This window comes from Streptomyces sp. NPDC002698 (genome assembly GCF_042888945.1).
In the GTDB taxonomy this organism is placed as follows: domain Bacteria; phylum Actinomycetota; class Actinomycetes; order Streptomycetales; family Streptomycetaceae; genus Streptomyces.
This window is the reverse complement of record NZ_JBIAQM010000064.1, coordinates 1-17,214: the sequence shown is the minus strand read 5'-3', so window position 1 is coordinate 17,214 and position 17,214 is coordinate 1. Positions and strand designations below refer to the sequence as shown.

The following is a 17,214-nucleotide window of genomic DNA, read 5'->3' as shown; positions in this document are numbered from 1 at the left end:
CAGCGGGCGTCCATTCCGTAATCACTTGAGATGAAGAGAGGGAGAGCAGGCGGTTTCTGCTCACGTCTGTTGCACGCCCGGGAGCCCTTGCGTCTCTCCGCTCCGTCGGGCGGAGCGGGCCGACTGCGCCAGGAGATGATCCCGTGCGCGGCTGAAGAGGTGGGTACAGATGCGGACGACGCTTGTGCATGGGCTGAGCGGCTGGGCTGGGCGTTCGGTGAGGCGAGTGATCAGGCGTCGGATCTCGGCGAGGCTGAGGCGGATGAGCGGGGAGGATCCGTTTCTGCTTTGTCGGTGTCGAGTGCGCGGGCGCGCAGGACGGTGAGGCAGGCGTGGGCGGCCGTGGCGAGGGTCATGTGGCGGTGCCGGCCGGAGTAGCGGCGGACCTGGTAGTCGTCCAGGCCGTATTCCTGCTTCGCGCTCTGGAAGTATTCCTCGACCGCCCACCTGCTTCCGGCGATGCGGATCAGCTCGTCCAGGGTGGCCTCGGCGGGGCAGGCCAGGGAACAGGTCATGGACAGGATGGTCGATCGCTCAGCGGGTGACGACGGTGTCGTGCCTCGTGGTGGCCATGACGTGGAAGACATCCGCCTGCTCCAGCTCGAACCGCCAGCCCTTGCTGAAGCCGTAAGCGGCATCCGCGGTCACCCACCAGAAGGGGATCCGGTCCGCGATCGCTTTTCGGACCATCGCCTTGGTCATGGCCACTTTCGTCTTGAAGGCGACCTCGTCGCCGATGCCTGCCCGCCGGCAGCGTTCCCGGTCGTCCGTCCACGAGGTGGGCAGATACAGGCGGCGGTCGATCAAGGTCCGCCCCCGGCCGACCGCACGCCTTTCTTCGGAAAGCCGGTGTCGTCCACGATCAGAACGGCATCACGGTTGCCGAGGTACTCGACGACATAGCCGCGCACGTCGTCCAGGACCTCGTCGGCGTCCCACTCGATCCGGTTCAGCATCCGCTGGATACTGTCAGGACCGTCGTGACCGGCTTCCTCGGCCAACGTCCAGCCGTTCTTGCGCTGCAGCGGAGCGATCAGTCCCCGCATATAGGCCAGAGCCGACTTCTGCGGCTCCGACCTGCTGAAACGGTGCACGAACCGCCCATGCACAACATTCAGTTCACTCGCCCACACACGCACATCAGCAAGGTCCCCACCCATAACCACGCCAACGAGCAACCTGGCCAACAGTCACGGTAGACACCGTTGCAGCACTAAAGGCAACTGCATTACCTCTAAACCTGTTCATAGCGGCGCGAAGCGCGCGTCCCCCCGGGGGAAACCCGGGGGGACGCGCGCTTGCACAAGGGGTCGCTACTGGAGCTTTATGCCTTTGGGCGAGGTGAGGCCCTTGTCGGGATGGGCGCGGAATGTCGCTGTCCAGACAGTGGGTGAGCAGGACGTGCCGTTGGGGTGCTGTTCCGTCAGCTTGGTCCGGGTGCTGTCATCGACGACCGTTTCACCGCTCTTCACGGACGTTATGGTGACCCGCACCGGCACGATGGACGCGCCGATGTCGTCGGGGAGTCGGACCAGCATCGTGGCGAACGGGTCGTTGGGATTGCCCGATGTCCGCTCCTTGCAGGCGCCGTTCGCGCACAGTCGGATCCTCACCGCGCCTTGGTCGTCGAAGTCGGCGGGCCGCCACACGAGGGCGACCTGCGAGTCCGCGTCGGCCTGGGGGCACGACGTGTCCGGGCCAAGGAGCGAGCATCCGGTCAGGGATGCCGCCAGCAGCATTGTGAGAAGGGCGCGACGCATGTCAGTACCTCGCTACCGTGCCAGGGAAGGCGCTGTTGGCCAACCCGATGTCAGTGAAATACAGACGGCACGGGTCGAACGTCCCGCCTCTGTCGTCGCTGCCGCCGCCACCGCCACCGGAGATGATGCCCTTGGCGGTGGCTTCTCCGACACTGTTGACGGTGTACACCGGACCGCCGGAGTCACCGTTGATGGTGCAGGCTCCGGATGACTTCTTGGCCGCGACCATGTTCCTGGCTGTCGTGCCGTTGTCGTAGTGGATGGTCGCCTGGGTATGGGTCACCGTCCAGCCGCACTGCTCGCCGGTCATCATGCCGCCCGTGCAGACCTTGTCACCCTCTTGCGCCCAGCGCCGCCAGTGGTCTTTGACGAGCCGCGACGAGCTGGAGGTCTTGCCGCCCTTGTAGATCCGCTCCGACGCGGCGGCGTCGTCGCTGTTGATCCGGTACAACGCCAGGTCGCCCGCGTAGTAGCTCTGGCCCGAGAGTTTCACCGAGCCGGACCCGTTGTTCCAGTTATCCCGGACGACGGGGCCGATGTAGTCGGTTTGGCTGGGGTTCAAGATGGTCCCGTTGCCGGAGGTGCAGTGGCCCGCGGTCACCATGTACCACTTGCCGTTGTACCTCCAGGAGAATCCGGCAGTGCACCACTTTGCAGAACTTCTGGACACTTCAGAGTAGATGCGCGCCCCGCCGTAGTAGGGCGAGGTGTCGTTGTAGCGGGTCGCCTGCGGTTCCAGGGCGTCGGCCCCGGGCATGACCTCCACAGCCACGGTATCGGTGCCGTACCGTTCACCCAGAGCCGTGACCAGCGCCGGGGCAGCCGTCTCGGTCCCCACGACGATACGGTTCTCCGCTGCGTCCACGGACGCGACGCGCAGTCCGCTCACGCCGGGCAGTTCCGCCTCCGACAGTTGGAGGACCTCATCACGCACCGACTCCAGCGCGGTGACGCTGTGCTCCACCACTTCGGTGCGCGGGGCGACCTGCTCGGTGACGGTCGGCCCGGCGGGTGCGGGAGCGGTCTCCGGGGTGTCTTCGGGCATCGCGAACGACTCCTCGCCGGTGGTCTCCGCGGCACCGTCGGCAGGTGGCGCAGGGGTCTGCGCCTCGGTGGTCACGGTGTCGGGCTTGCTGCCGTCCTCCGTGTCCTCGGCGGGCAGTCCGCTGCCTTCGTCGGCAGGGGCTTGGGTCACCTGGATCGGCGCTGACGCCTCGTCGGCCGAGGCCGGCTCCACGACCGGCGCGACCAGGTCACCCGTCGTCGGGTCGATGTAGGGCGGGGCGAAGGCATCGGGGCTCTCCGCCGCGCGGGCCTCTGCCTGCTCCAGGGCATAGGCCTGGGCGGGTTCCGACTCCTGCATGTCGTCCGTACCGCCCTCGATGACCTCGACGCGGTCGACGATCACCGAGACCGGTTCGGCCTCCGGCGGTGCGTACGGCCCACCGAAGCGGGCCCCGATCTGCCGGCCGCCGCTGCCGGACAGGGAGGAGGTGTCCCAGAGCAGCTTCGGTGCCGAGCCGCCGCTGAGCGATACCGGCCAGGTGACGGCCGATCCGTCGGCGGCACGGGTCACCTGCGAGGCGGGAATGACCTGCCAAGCGTCGGCGGCCGAGGCCCGCTGGAGGAAGGTGACGTCCGTCAGCGAGGCCGGGACGCCGACCGCCAGGTCGACCGAGCCGATGAGGACCTCGCCGTTGGCGGGCGCGGTCACCGCCGCCTGTCCGACGTGGAAGCTGCGCTTGGTTTCCAAGGAGCTGTTGCCGGCTTGATCGATCGCGGTGACGGCGAGCTGATGGCTGCCATCACTGGTGGGAGTGATCGGCAGCGTCACCGGGCCGCCGGTGGTGGTGGCACTCTGCGCGGTGCCACCGTCGATCTTGTAGGTCAGGGTCCGGGTGTCGGTGCCGTCCGGTGTCAGTGTGAACGTCCCGGTCACCTGCGCGCCGCCGGCCCAGCCGTTCGTCGGGTAGGTCGCGGAGGTCACGTCCGGCGCGCCAGGCGCGGTGGTGTCGACGGTGAAGCGGTAGTGCGAGGTAGCGCCGCCCGTGCCGTTGCCGTCGATGCCGCGCACGTGGAGGTACCAGGTGCCCTCGGAGCACGTCGTGGTGTACGAGGTGCTGGTCGTCTCGGCCGTGCTGTCGGGCGCGGTGTCGGGGGTGCCGTCGACGACGATGCTGTACCCGGCGGCGCCGCCCGACGGCGCGGTCCAGGTGGCGCTGAAGGAGCCGCTCTTGTAGGCGTCCGACTGGTTCGGGTGAGTGGACGAGCTGATCACAGGGCTCGGCGGCAGTGTCATGTCGACTTTGAACGGCAGGTGCGCGGCAGTGGTGGACCAGTTGCCGGCTCGGTCCTTGGCCCGTACGTGCACGTACCAGGTGCCGTCCGCGTCGACCGTGGTGGTCAGGTTCGTTGCCGTCTGGACCGTTCCGGTTGTGGCGGGCAGGGTGCTTGCGGCGCGATCTACCGTGACTGCGTATCCGGCGGCGCCAGAGAGGTCGCTGGGCGCCGACCAGCTGAACGACGCTGTGCGGTTGGCGTAAGCGTTGGTCGCCATGGGATGCGTGGAGGAGGCCAGGCTGCCCGGTGCGTTAGGTGCTGTGGTGTCGACGTTGAAGCTGGAATGCCTTGTCGCAGACCATAGTCCGGCCTTGTCCTGGGCGGCGGCGTGCACCCACCACGTGCCATCGGTACGCCCGCTCCAGCTGACGGCGGTTGCCGTCTGTGTCACTGCGGTGCCGGCGGCGGTCGTCGGGCTCTGGTCGAGCTTGACGGCGTAGCCGATCACTCCGGCGGCGTCTGTCGCGGCGAGCGCGCCCGTGAAGTTGGTGACGTTGTACCAGGATGATGCCGAGGGGTGACTCGTGGAAGTGATCGTGGGGATGGACGGCGCGGTCGTGTCGACGGTGAAGGTCTGCCACGCCGACCATGCACCGGTGTCGGTGCCGTCGGAGGCCCGGGCTCGCCACTTGTAGTCGCCCGGTGTCAGAGCGACGGCCGTGTGGGTTGCGACTGCCCCGGAGGCCACGGCAGCGGAAGTTCCGGACTGCAGGGCCGTGGTGCCGTCTGCGGCCCAGACCTCGAAGCTCAGTGTGAGCTGCTGCCCGTCGGCATCGGTGGCCTTCGCGGACAGTGTGGGCGTGGTGTCCGATGTGTAGGTGTCGGACAGCGGTGCGACAGCCGTCGCAGTACCCGGCTTGGAGTTGTACGTGACCGTCAGCGAGGGCTCGAAGGCGGCGTCGTGAGAGCCGTCCGTCTGATTCGCAGAGTAGTAGCGGCGCCAGGTCAGCGGGTCCGTCTCGTCGACAGCCGCGATCCGCACACCGTAGTTGGCCTGCCCGTCGGCCCAGGACTGGACGATCGAGTCGACGTCCCAAGAAACGTGGCCCGCAGCACAGCTGGAGTTGTAGCCCTTGGCTGCGGTGGACGTCACGGCGCCGCTGGTGGTGGTTGCGGGCTGATCTGCCCACGTGATGGCCGAGGGGTCCCAGCTGGATGTGACACGGCGCACCTGGTTGCCGGAGTTGGCGGTGCTGCACGTGGACGAGTAGTACGAGTACAGACGCAGGTCGGTGTCGACGATGTGCTTGCCTGCGTACTTCGCCACATCGAACTTGAGGTACGAGCGTGCCTTCTCGGTACCGTTATAGGTACCGGCCTTCAACTCGGTCGAACCGCGCTGCGAGGTGAGGTAGTCGTCGTACTGAATCCAGGTATCGGTGACCGGGCCGAAAAGCGAGTCGGTCGGGTCGATGGTGACCGGATACTCCAACGTCGGGTCGGCGAGAAACTCCGCGTCGGGCTTCAGGACCAGAACCTGATCGCCGGTTTCGTCATCTCGGTCAATGGTGACATCGACGGCCGCAAGGTCCTCGGGCTCACCAGAAGCATGCTTCTCTCCCGCACCCCACATCACCGGTACGGGCGCGGTGGCCACCGTACGGCCACTACTGTCGCTCCAGCGCAGCCGCTCGTCGGTGGTCTCGTGCAGGGTCAGGCCGTCAGCCGAGATCGGGAGCCGGTAGCTGACCGGCCCGTCGGGGCGCTGGTTGAGGACGACGGAGTGGGAGAAGCCCTCCTTGAGAGCGGTCACCACGAGGTCACCGCCGTCCACAGCGTCGGGATATACGGCGGTCGGGCCGTTTAGACGTGGTTCGGGCAGCTTGTCCGGCCAATCGAGGCCGAGCGTGCGGCCACCACGGGAGACCTCGGCCAGCGGCTCGTCGGAGCCTCCGCCGGAGAAGGCTATGTCGGCGGCTGCCATCTTGGGCCGCACCACACCGTTCTTGGCCACGAGGGTGGTGTCGACAGGCTTCCAGCTGCCGTCCGCCTGCTTGACCCGGATCGGTCCGGTGTACGCCTCCACCGTGGTCGTACCGTCACCGTTGGCCCAGGTGGTAGTCGACTCGGTGCGCTCGGACACGATCTCGGCTCGGGCACCGGGCACCTGCTGTGCCGCTGAGGTGTCAGCAGCCGGGGTGGCGTCCTCGGCAAATGCAGGCTCGTTGAGCGCAGGCAGCGGGACGCACACCAGAGCGCCCAGCAGGGCCACCGTCAAGGCTCGTTGGGTCCATCGGGGTCTTCGTCTGGCTGAGGGCACGGCGGACGACACGGAGTGGTGCACAGAAAACCTTCTGGTCGCATCGGCTGAAGATCGGCCGATCTTAGGACTCGTGCAGGTCAGGCAGCAATCGGAGTATCTAATTCCGATTCTGGTGACCCCTACTTGCTCGATGCGCCTCGACCGCCGGGACGTCAACGCGAGCCACGGACAGGGGAGTTCGACCAACGCCAAGATCAGGGACGGACAGGTCGCGAACCGACCGGTCTACATGGCGATGGCCGTAACCGTGGACGGCACCCGCGATGCCCTCGGCATCTGGGCCGGCGACGGCGGCGATGGCGCGAGGTACTGGCTGCACGTGTTCACCGAGCTGAAGAACCCGCGGCCTGAACGACGTGCTGATGCTGGTCTGCGACGGACTCAAAGGCCTTCCCGATGCCGTGGAGGCCGTCTGGCCCAGCACGATCGTCCAGACGTATGTGGTGCATCTGCTGCGGAACTCGTTCCGTTACGCCGCCCGTCAGAACTGGGACAAGGGCATCAAGGCCCTCAATCTCGCCTATACCGCGGCCGCCGAGCGGTTCCTGGAGTTCCAGGAGATGTGGGGCCACAACCTTTGCAGCTCACCCTCTTGCGTGGTCCGGGCCGGTCATCGCCCTCTCGCTGGTGCCGCCGTTGAGCGGGGTACCCGACAAAACGGCACGGGTCTGCCTCCTGCGATCACTGCTGACCAGAGCTTTGCCTCGCGTATGGTCGGCCGACGTCGCGCGATGGCCACCGAGGGCAGATGTGGCGAGCCGGTGCCGGTCAGCAGGCCGACGGCTCGCCGGCATTCGTGGTCAAGGCGGCAGCCAGTGTGTGGCGGTGGTCAGGGTGTGTCGCCGGAGCAGTAGAAGCGGCACGTCACGCCCGGGCCGGGCGTGCGGAGTTCGCCGGGGTGCGGACCGTACAGGGCGCGGCCGGCCTGGAAGCCAACTGCCCACCATCCACTACGACGTGGGCCAGACCAGCAAACGCCCCCGAGCCCCCGGAGGCCATCGGCGGGCCTGACAGATCCTGGTAGACGACGAACAAGCTCAGGCGGTGCGGCCCGCCGTGGAGAGGACGGGGTCGGTCGGCTCGAGGGCCAGGTAACTCTCTGCTGTGGCGGCTTCGAGGAGCAGGGGCTTGTCGGGGTCGTCCACGCGTACGGGAAGACGTGGGCCCGTGAGCGAGCTGTCCTCCAGGTGTTCCTCAGTCAGCCGGAAGGCCGTGCTGACCGCCTCACGAACGCGCGTCCGATACCGCTGCTCCTGCTCGTAGTGGGCTTGGCGAGCCCGACGCGCGTACTGCTCGCGGGCCTCGTCGTCCTCCTGGTCCTGTCCGAAGCCGGGGTCGTTCAGGCGGGGGCCGTCGGCGAAGGCCACGGTGTCGGGCATATCGGTCTGCTGGAGGTGCAGGGCCGCACACGCTGCGTAGAGGCGGCGGGAGAGACCGAGGTGGATGCCGGTGCCGGGGATGCGGGCGGCGATGAACGCGGTGGCGTCCGTGTGCGACGCCAGGCTCCCCTCGGTGTCCACCTGCTGTGCGCGCAGCCGACGGCGCAGGCCGGTGGTGGATTCGTCGTGTTCCAGCAGAGTCAGGGAACCGGTGCGGTGACGCCCGCGATCCGTACGGTCACGGCGCATCGGGACGACGCGCCGCTGCTCCACGGCCCCGAAGGCCAAGGCCTGGTACGTCAGGAGCTGCTGCCGGGTGATGGCCATCAGGGCCTCGGGGTCATCGGCGACGTAATCCTCCGCGTCGCCTTGCGGACTGCCGGCCGGGGAGACGCCGGTCTGCGGCCCGCCGTGGGGGTGGGCCGTATGCAGGGCCAGGAACAGGTGGTCCTGCTCCCACTTGCCGGGCTTATTGCCGGGCAGCGACGTGCCGCAGAGGACCTGCCGGTGTGCCATGCCGGGCATGAGGGCGCTGCCACCGTCCAGTTGGATTCTCCCGTTCTTCAGCACGCCGGCGCCGAGTGCACGGGCTGCCTTCGCCTCGATCAGCCAGGGCAGGCCGGCGGCGTGGTGGTTGCCCCACAGGTCGGGCAGCTTGGCAGCCGGGTCGGTGAAGCCGGGCAGGCCGCCCGGACCTCGGGCTTCGAGATGCCAGGTGCTTCCCAGGCCGGCCATCCCGGCGCAGAGCCAGTGCGCCATCGTCATGCCCAAGTGGTAGCCGAAGGCGGAGTGGGCGCTGCGCTCACTGCCGTACTGGTAGAGGGCGTTCACGAAGAGCCTGCGGCCAGCCGCGGGCGCGGGTGCGGGCACGTCCTTGAGCTGGAGGTAGGCCTGGAGGGGGGCGGTACGGGAGATGAGCTCGTTGACGGCGAGCCAGGGGGTGCGGCGCAGCCACGGGGTCAGGTCGCGCCCGACGCCCTTGGCCGCGAGGAGGACCTGCCGCCAGGTCGTGGTCGCCAGGTAGGTCCCGTACGAAGGCATGTCGGCCACCCCCGGCCACGGCTGGGTGGCACCCCTCCACAGAGCTTCGGAGGGCCGCCGCAGCGAGCTGAAGTCGCGTACGACGACGGGTACGTCCAGGGCGTCGGTCGGGCTGAAGGCGAAGTCGGCCGCGTCGTGAGGGGGCTGCATGATCACGCCGACAGCCTGTCATGGGGTACGGACATCAGTCGCAGCTTTTGGCCGAGCGGTCGGTGAGGAGAGCGGGCACTGGGAGATTTTGGTCGAGGAGTGACGCATGCGGTGATCGTTGGCTGTCTGTACGCCCTGACTGTTGGAGTCTGCGGAAGTGCTCACCAACCGCCTTCGCCTCTCCTGGAGCCGCAGGTCAAGAAACCTGTTCCCCGCGCACGTGGGGATGAGCGGGCTCGTCCGGTTCGCGAAAGCCTCCCTCCCCTCCCCCCCACCCACGGGGGATGACCTGAACCTCGCGGGCCAGGTTTTCCTTGGTTAGGGCCCCATTAGCGACCGGCCACCCGCCACAACGTCGGGCGGGTCCTCGCCACCGGCGAGGCGTTCAGCCGTCCCGCCCACCACAAAATCGGCACCAAGCCCCGCCGCGGCACCTGAAGCCCCGCCCGCCTGAACCGCCAGGAAGCCGACGAGGTTGGATGGCTCCATGGCGAGGCGAAAGCAGGAGACGAAGAGACGATCGCCCTTCGGTATGCCGAAGGGCATCGTGCTGCTCGCGACACCGGAAGGCTGGTGCCACAGTGTCCTCACCCTGGAAGACGGGATGCTCTGCGGGCGCCTCGCCGACGTTCCGGTCAACGCCGGCCCAGCCAAGGCACGGGCCGCCGCGGCGGCCATGGTGGCGGGACTCGCACACGACTTCCACGAAGTACACGTCGACGTGACCTGGGATCCGCCCCGGGAACCCGGGTCCTGGACCGCCCAGGTCACACTTGCCGCGCCCCCGCCAAACGCCGGTGGTTAAAACAAACTCAGATCTCTTGAGCGGTCAAGCGCACATCGTCGGGCACGGCCCACCACTGATCCGGCCGGTCCACTACAAGAGCTTTTGGACCTGTCTCGATGAACCGGGCGAGGCGCAGAAGAAAGGCCGCGATGCCCGACGCGCCCTGCATCCACCCGGTGCCGGGTGGCAGCAGGGGCTTGTCGCTCCGATACTCCACAAAGCGCCAGCGGGCACCCGACTCGTCCTGGACCGCCCGCTCCACAAGCGCGTCACCCATCTTGTGGGCCCCGCGCAGAAGCGTCTCCGCCCAGTCCGTGTCAGCGTAGTCCTGTGCGGCGTCCAGGAGCACGTCGCCGACCCCCGCCGTGCCGCAGCACCGGCCGTCGTTGTCCCAGAATCCGGGGCGCAGCCGCTCGGGAATGCCCGACGTGAGGAGGGAGGACAGACAACGCCGACGCAGCTCGTCGACCTGGAATCCGGCCACCTCCGTGACGCCGGCGTGCGACAACGCCGAGAACAGATGAGAGGTTCCCGCCGGGCCGTGACACCAGGTGTAGGTGAGAGGCTCCACCTCTCGCTTCGACGGCGGGATGGTGTGCGGTACGACGAAGCCGCCGTTGTCGAGCACACCCACCGACAGGACGTGCTGAGCGCCTGCGACCGCCGCCTCGACGAAGTCGCCGCGGTCGAGCGCCGCGCCCGCCACGGCCAGCGCGGCGGCCACCCCGGCGGTGCCGTGGGAGTAGTTGGGCGCCCGCCATTGCGTATTCGCCGCGATGCCCCAGTCCAGGCCCGCTTCCGTGCGGTCCGCCGCGCCCAGCAGTGCCTCGCAACCCGTTGTGGCGATCGCGTCCGCGAACTCTCCCCCGGCCCAGACCGCCGTCATGACGACGCCTGCGGTACCCATGATGATGTCGTTCAGCGGGGCGTCGGAGTCCGGTTCGAACTCGAGGGTCGTCCTCCAGCCGTCGGAGGTCGTCAGATCGTCCAGCCGCCGCAGGGCGACGGACTCCACGCCCGGCGCGAGCAGACGCAGTGCCGTCCCGTCACCGGCGAGCCCGTCGTACAACGACGGCTCGACACGCCCTTCGGCCTCTGCCGACAGCCTGGTCACGATCCCGTCGGCCAGGACCCGCTCCCGTTCAGTCAGCTCACGGTGTTGCGCGATCTCCACCAGTACCGGTGCCAGGCCCGCGATCCCCGAGTACAGCGAGTCGCGGTCCTTCGCCGGTGTCACGTCCTGGCCGTCCCCGGACACCGTCTCCGGGAGCCACGGGCCCTCGTCCTCGCGTACCTGGTCCAGCACCCACGACCATGCCGCCTCGCCCAGCTGCTTGTACGTTTTGCTCGTCGCCACCCAGCGACGATACATCCACCCGAAAAGGCCAGGAGATCGCGAGGACGGGGACCGTGGCGTCCTGGTCGCTTCAGAATGAAGCCCGTTGTCGGGCACGGCAGTTGGGTATTGCGCCTGGTCATCTTGTGCCTGATGGTCTGTGGCAACGCGCAATACCGTTCTCACTCCAGGCGGCAACGGGACCGCGGCCTGCGCTGACGCCAGGGCCAACGGCAATGCCGGTGACTTACTGCGGTTGAACTCGGGTTGTCGTAGGTGCTGGCAGAGCTTGATCCTCGCGGTACGCCGTCTTCATGAGGTACGCGCAGGGCGGTGGCCCGAGCGGTGAGCACGGGCAGTTCCGCGAAGGCATCCGGATGGAGGCCGCCGAGCGGTTCGCCTTGGGCGAGTCGAGCTCAGCGATGGCCAAGGAGTCACGGGTCAGCGTGCGCTCGGTCCAACGGTGGCGACGGACGTGGTCCAGGGGCGGACGTGGGCCCTGCGTTCGGCCGGCTCGGCCTCGCCTCCACGGCTGAGCGAGGCACAGTTCGCGGTGCTGGAAGCCGAGCTGGTCAAGGGACCGGTGACGCACGGCCGGCCGGACCAGCGGTGGACCCTGTCGAGAATCAAGACGGTGATCGGGCGGCGCTTCCACAAGAGCTACACCCTGCAAGGGGTACGCAAGCTGCTGATCCGGCACGGCTTCTCCTACCAGGTGCCGGCCAGACGGGCCGTGGAACGTGACGAGGACCGGTTCACTGGCCGGTTTCCTCTCGGCCCTCCCCGTGGTGCACGTCGAGGCGGGGCTGCGATCCGGAAACCTGCACAGCCCGTTTCCCGAGGAGGCGCACCGACGGATGATCACCCAGGTATCGGCGCTGCACCTGGCACCAACCCGCCTCGCGGAGGCCAACCTCCGAAAAGACGGACTGACAGGCGAGGCGATCATGGTGACCGGCAACACCGTCATCGACGCCGTCGTCCTGGCCGGACGCAGCCCAGCAGTAGCCCGAGACCCGCTGGTGCGAAAAACAGAGGAACTCGGAGCACCCCTGGTGGTGGTGACCGCCCACCGATGGGAGAACTGGGGAGCACCGATCAGGCGAATCTGCCGAGCGGTCGCCGAACTCAGCCGACGGCACCGGGAGCTGATCTTCCTGGTGGCGGCCCACATGAACCCGGTGGTGCATTCCACGGTCGAGACCGCACTGCGCGGACTGCCGAACGTGCTCCTGCCCGGCCCGGTGGCATACGACCCGTTCAGCCGACTGCTCAGCCGCGCCCGGCTGGTGATCACCGACTCCGGCGGAATCCAGGAAGAGGCAGCCGCCTTCGGACTGCCCGTCCTCGTCACACGGGAGAACACCGAACGGGCCGAAAGACTGCAGCAGCGGGTGGCCCGGCTGGTCGGAACCCAGGAAATAGACATCGTGGCGGCAGCGGAAGACGAACTTGCCCGCGAACACCGCGACACCGGTGATTACGACCAGCCCCGGGCATACCCGAATCCCTACGGGGACGGCCGCGCCGGCGAACGCTGCGCCGCCGTGTGCGGGTGGCTGCTCGGCCACGCCGACCGGCCCTCGGAATGGCAGCCTGCAGAACTCGCTGACGCTCACGCATGATCCGGCCGCCGTGCTCGCGCCGGGCAGCTTCGCCGCCGATGCGGTCGCCGCCACTGACAGCCACGGCGAACACGCGGCCTTCATCGATCTCCAGCACCGAGACGTCGAGACAGCCCGCGCCCAAGTCGAAGACCAGCAGCGTCGAGTTGTCCTTGTCGCGGCCGGCCGCCAGGGCCGCAGCGGTCGGTTCATCGATCAGGCGCAGCACGTTCAGATCGGCGATCTCGGAGGCCCGCATTTTCGCGGGTCGGAGGAGGTTCTCAAGACCAAAGTCAGATGACGACTGCTGCTGACCGGCCTGGCCGCTGAACGCTTGCAGCGACCGCCGCAAGCGGCCCGCGCCATGTAGAACACGCCCCGTGCTGGAGTGGGGCCGCGTGATGACTTGGATCACTGGGCCTTTGGCGGCCTTCGACCTGAAGACCACGGGCACGGACATCGAGACCGACCGCGTCGTCACCGTGGCGGTCGTGCGCTTGGAGCTGGACGGGGCCATCTCGACGGAACGGACCTGGCTGCTCGACCCCGGGGTGGCGATACCCGAAGAGGCCGCGGCGATCCACGGCATCTCGACGGAGCACGCCCGGGAGCAGAGGGTCCCGGGCGTGCTCGCCATCGAGGAAATCACCCATGCTGTCGCAGAGGTCCTGCACGCAGGGACACCTCTGGTCGTGATGAACGCGCGTTACGACCTGTCACTGCTGGACCGTGAGCGCCGGCGGTACGGGTTGGAGCCGCTCGGTGAGCGACTGGGTGCCGTTTCCGCGCCGGTTGTGGAGTCGGCCTGGCCGGTCATCCCGCGCGGCTGACAACTCGGACGGGTCAAGTCCCTCCGTGCGCGAGAGCCTGCAGGTGGGACAGAGTGATGCGCCGCCGGGTGGGGTCGACGCCGAGAATCTTCACGGCAAGAGAGGCGCCGACCTGAATGACGTCCTCCGGGTCGGCAACGGGGTCTTCGGACAACTCGGTGTTGTGTACGAGTCCCTCGAGGCCGTCCTCTCGGTCCTCGATGCGAACGAAGGCGCCGAACGGCACAAGTTTGGTCACGACACCGGTCACGACCTGGCCGACCTGCTGGATGAACTGCGGCATCGGGTCGTCCTGCAATGCCTTCAAGGACAGCGGCACGCGCTCTCTCACCATGTCGACGTCGAGGACCTCGGCCGAGATCTCCTGTCCGACGGTGACGACGTCGGACGGGTGATCGATGCGCCTCCAGGACAGCTCTGGAATGTTGATCATCGCGGTGAAGCCGCCGATGTCCACGAAGGTGACGCCGAAGCCGGCGATCTTCATGACCGTGCCGGTGACGATCTGCCCGCGGTGGAGAGTCTTCAGGAAGGCCCAGTTCCGGTCGCTCGGCGTCGGATCGGTTCTCCACCGAGCGCGCAGAACACCGTCGCTGTCGGGCAGGACCGCGGTGAACAGCGGGTGGCGTTCGTCGAGGGCCAAGGACAGGGCCGTAGCGGCACGGGCACCTGTCACCCGGGCGGCCAGTTCCTGGTACTCGGACTCGTCGGCCATCATGCTGGAGATGGCCCCGCTCTCGTCCTCCCATACGAACTCCACTGGACCTTCGTCGGGAAGCGAGGCGAGGACCGCGTCGACATCGGTGGACAGGTCCGGCCAGACGGTCAACTGGGCACGCGGGGTGAGCCGGGCGCGTACCGCGTCGAGGGTGTCTTCGGTGAGGCGATGCCAGCGGGAGGCATTGTGGAGGTATCCCTCCTCCAATATCGCTGCGCGCCGCATGGCGATGGAGCAGCGCAGAAGGGCCCAGAAGTCCTCGTCGGCGGGCCGCTGCACGCCGGGCTCGTCGAAGTCCGCGTCGTAGGGCGAGGCATCCAGCCGCTCCGGGAAGAGACCGAGAGCCCGGGCGCGGGCAACGGCGCGCTCGCAGGGCTGGTCGCTGCTGACGTAGACGTACTGGTCCCAATCGACCTGCACGTCGAACTTGTCCTCTGCCTCCAGACGGCACCAGGCACCGTTGTCGCGGAGCATGACCCTGACCAGCTCCAGGCCGAGGGAGAGAGGCACCTCGGCACCGTCGTGGAACCCGCTGAGATCGGGTGGGAAGAGCCCGGCAAGACCGTGGCCGTCGATCGCCGGCTCCAGGCCGAAGTGGGCAAAGCCGGAGGAGATCCCCGGCTCACGGATGGCCAGATGGTCGATGCCGGTGTCCTCGGCGAAGGCGGCGATCACCTGCAGATATGCAGCCTCGACCGGTCCGTGGTCGCTGGTCGAGTCCTCAGCGCCGATGTAGCTGCCGTGTTCGTCGCGGTCGGCAGGGTCGTACTTGGTGATCCGGTAGACGAAAGGCGGCACGTTGCTCCCCGTGGTAGTTGACGATGCGCACTCAGCGGTCGATCTCGTGATCGGGAGCGCGGGGCGGGTGCCGGCGCATCGCCGCCTTCGAGGATGGCCATCGAGATCACCTTCTGCAAGCGGGACAGCGTGCCGCAGCAGACTCAGCGCTTCAGCGGAGATCGATGCGGGTGACGCGATTTCTCTGGGCGGCTGCTTCTGAGAGACGCTGGTTCTCCAACGTGAGGAGTTGCACCCGCTGTGCGAGGACGTTGATCGAGGTTCGTAGCTCCCGCACTTCGCGCGCGTGTTCTTGGCGGAGCCGACGCTCGGCTGACTTCAGGGTCTGGACCTCCCGCCGGAGCGAGGTCGAGAGCGTGGCTGCTGCTTCTCGATCAGTTACGAGGGTCCGGAACTCCGTCAGGACATGAGGGTGGCGGTAGGCGCTCGCTCTGCTGACCCCGGCCTCGACTGCGAGGGAGGCGACGGTCAAAGAGCCGTTGCTACGCGTGGACTCTCCTCGGAGCAGGCGCTCGGAGGCCGCTCGGAGGGCTGTTTCGGTTGCGTCAGTCGTTGGCACGGTCGATCCCCTCGATCACTTTCCTGACGTCGTTGAGATGCTCTCGCAGAGCTGTTCGCCGGAGTGCTGAGTGGCTGTACCAGCCGGGCTGGATCAGGCGGGACCGTTCGCTGTCCCCGAGCGCAGCAGACGCATTTACGATGCGTGCTTTCCCCGCGAAACCGTCGCTCCACCATGCTTCGGTGCCAGCCCGGAGACGCCGACGCCGAAACACAGTGGAGCCCGTACTCGCCCTACCGGTAGTTCGTTAAATCCGGCAGTGGCGTGGGTTGACGGAGAGACGGGTTGGTCGTAGGCCGGTGGTAAGAGTCAACTGCCTTGCTGGGGGCTGAAGATGACCGCTCGCCGTCCGTGTCCGCCCGCCGGGGCCGTTGGAGGAGTACGCGGCCCGGTTCGACGACCTCTTCTTCAGCCTGGCACAGCGACGGGGGTTTCGTGAGTTTTTTGACCGGGCTGCTGGCGCCGCAGGAACGGAACAGAACGATCACCTGCCTGGCAGGGGCGGAGCCGGTGGCGGGTGCGGGCACGCTGGGAGTGCAGCGGCTGCAGTTCTTCCTGTCCGAGTCTCCCTGGGAGGTGGAGCAGGTCAACGACCGACGGCTTGAACTGCTACGTGAGCAGTCGGCGACGGCTCCGCACGACGGCGGGGTCATCCTGATCGACGACTTTGGGGACCGCAAGGACGGCACGGCCACCGCCAACGTGGGTCGGCAGTGGCTGGGCCGGCTGGGCAAGACGGACAACGGCATCGTCACGGTGACCACGGTGTGGACCGACGGCCGCGTGTACTACCCGCTGCACGCGACTCCCTACACTCCCGCCCACCACTTCGCCCGCGGCCGGTCCGATCCGGCCTTCCGCACGAAACCTCAACTGTTCGCTGCCCTCGCTGCCCAAGGCAAGGAGGCAGGCTTCGGCTGCCGAACGGTGGTCGCCGACTGCGCCTACTCGGTCAGTGACACCTGGTATCGCGCACTGCGAGCGGCTGGCCTGGCCTACGTGGTAGCCCTCAAACCGCATCGCGGTATCTGGGCCCCGGCTGGCCAGCCCCACACCCCCATCGACGCCGCACATGCCCTGACCTGGTGCGATGCCAGGCATCCAGGTGATTGGACATCCGTGGAGCGTCACTTTTGCGACGGGCACACCGAGACCTGGTGGGCCGCCGATGCCCTCCTGGGCGGCTACGGCCCCGACGCACCCTGCCGGCTGGTCGTGGCCACCACCGATCCAGCCACCTTGCCGGAGAAGGCCACCTGGTACCTGGCCACCAACCTGCCCCACCCCGCCGGGACCCCTGGATGTCACCCCGCCGGATCCGTGCCCCGGCGAGGGGCCAGAGAGGGGGACCCGCCCCGTCCCACCAGCGCCAACAGCCTTGCCGGCCCAGGGCCTTACGATCCATCCGTTCCTGGCTCACCCCCGCCGTCACCCTCAACCGATGGTGGCAAGCATGGACCGACACGGACCACCCTCCGAGCTCCAGGCCCTCATCGATGCGGTCACCACCGGACACGACGTTGACCTCTACCGCCGGATTTAACGAACTACCGGTAGTGACCTGAGTCAGAGATTCGTCGTTGGTCAGGCATGAGTCGTCCGGGTCCGAGGATTCCGCCGTTGTCGGTCACTGATGCCCAGCGGGCGGT

The 17,214-nt window shown here is 67.8% G+C and carries 9 protein-coding genes and 5 pseudogenes; 7 read left to right on the top strand and 7 right to left on the bottom strand.

The genetic code is table 11. The annotated features are described in order from the left end of the window. Positions 1-230 precede the first annotated feature (230 nt). The 3 genes and pseudogenes from ACFYW9_RS39920 to ACFYW9_RS39910 all read right to left on the bottom strand — a co-directional run bounded on the left by ACFYW9_RS39920 (position 231) and on the right by ACFYW9_RS39910 (position 6,312). A pseudogene (locus ACFYW9_RS39920) lies at positions 231-1,160 on the bottom strand (IS701 family transposase). Positions 1,161-1,313: 153 nt separating this feature from the next. Continuing rightward, positions 1,314-1,760, bottom strand: coding sequence for a hypothetical protein (locus tag ACFYW9_RS39915; protein ID WP_351875417.1), 447 nt, complete (start codon positions 1,758-1,760; stop codon positions 1,314-1,316). Position 1,761: 1 nt separating this feature from the next. Further along, on the bottom strand, positions 1,762-6,312 hold the full coding sequence (locus tag ACFYW9_RS39910) for a DNRLRE domain-containing protein (protein ID WP_389159930.1): 4,551 nt from the start codon (positions 6,310-6,312) through the stop codon (positions 1,762-1,764). A 229-nt stretch (positions 6,313-6,541) separates the two neighbouring features. Here ACFYW9_RS39910 and ACFYW9_RS39905 point away from each other — a divergent pair. Next, positions 6,542-6,899 (top strand): annotated as a pseudogene (locus tag ACFYW9_RS39905) (transposase); the annotation flags it as partial. A gap of 501 nt (positions 6,900-7,400) precedes the next feature. Here ACFYW9_RS39905 and ACFYW9_RS39900 read toward each other — a convergent pair. Continuing rightward, positions 7,401-8,939 (bottom strand): gamma-glutamyltransferase, encoded by a 1,539-nt coding sequence (locus tag ACFYW9_RS39900; protein WP_389159917.1) that lies wholly within the window; start codon positions 8,937-8,939, stop codon positions 7,401-7,403. Between the two features lie 481 nt (positions 8,940-9,420). Between ACFYW9_RS39900 and ACFYW9_RS39895 the strand changes: the two genes are divergently transcribed. Next, positions 9,421-9,738, top strand: a complete 318-nt coding sequence (locus tag ACFYW9_RS39895) for a hypothetical protein (RefSeq protein ID WP_389159916.1) — start codon at positions 9,421-9,423, stop codon at positions 9,736-9,738. A gap of 7 nt (positions 9,739-9,745) precedes the next feature. Here the strand turns inward: ACFYW9_RS39895 and ACFYW9_RS39890 are convergent, their stop codons facing one another. Then, complete coding sequence (locus tag ACFYW9_RS39890; RefSeq protein ID WP_389159915.1) at positions 9,746-11,077, bottom strand: lanthionine synthetase LanC family protein; 1,332 nt, start codon at positions 11,075-11,077, stop codon at positions 9,746-9,748. 293 nt (positions 11,078-11,370) lie between these two features. On the opposite strand from ACFYW9_RS39890, the gene ACFYW9_RS39885 reads away from it, so the two are divergent. The 3 genes and pseudogenes from ACFYW9_RS39885 (at position 11,371) to wecB (ending at position 12,681) form a co-directional block, all read left to right on the top strand. After that, a complete protein-coding gene (locus ACFYW9_RS39885; RefSeq protein WP_389159914.1) occupies positions 11,371-11,592 on the top strand; it encodes a helix-turn-helix domain-containing protein in 222 nt (73 codons plus the stop codon). Next, positions 11,520-11,747: pseudogene (locus ACFYW9_RS39880) on the top strand (winged helix-turn-helix domain-containing protein); the annotation flags it as partial. The gene ACFYW9_RS39885 and the pseudogene ACFYW9_RS39880, both read left to right, overlap by 73 nt. A gap of 49 nt (positions 11,748-11,796) precedes the next feature. Next, complete coding sequence (gene wecB / locus ACFYW9_RS39875; RefSeq protein ID WP_389159913.1) at positions 11,797-12,681, top strand: non-hydrolyzing UDP-N-acetylglucosamine 2-epimerase; 885 nt, start codon at positions 11,797-11,799, stop codon at positions 12,679-12,681. Between the two features lie 88 nt (positions 12,682-12,769). On the opposite strand, the pseudogene ACFYW9_RS39870 reads toward wecB, so the two are convergent. After that, positions 12,770-12,919, bottom strand: a pseudogene (locus ACFYW9_RS39870) (Hsp70 family protein); the annotation flags it as partial. A gap of 142 nt (positions 12,920-13,061) precedes the next feature. Between ACFYW9_RS39870 and ACFYW9_RS39865 the strand changes: the two are divergent. Further along, positions 13,062-13,460, top strand: a pseudogene (locus ACFYW9_RS39865) (exonuclease domain-containing protein); the annotation flags it as partial. Between the two features lie 43 nt (positions 13,461-13,503). Here the strand turns inward: ACFYW9_RS39865 and ACFYW9_RS39860 are convergent. Next, entirely contained in the window at positions 13,504-15,006 is a 1,503-nt protein-coding gene (locus ACFYW9_RS39860) for a S1 RNA-binding domain-containing protein (RefSeq protein ID WP_389159912.1), read from the bottom strand. A 994-nt stretch (positions 15,007-16,000) separates the two neighbouring features. Here ACFYW9_RS39860 and ACFYW9_RS39855 point away from each other — a divergent pair. Then, complete coding sequence (locus ACFYW9_RS39855) at positions 16,001-17,089, top strand: transposase (RefSeq protein ID WP_389159911.1); 1,089 nt, start codon at positions 16,001-16,003, stop codon at positions 17,087-17,089. Positions 17,090-17,214: the final 125 nt, after the last annotated feature.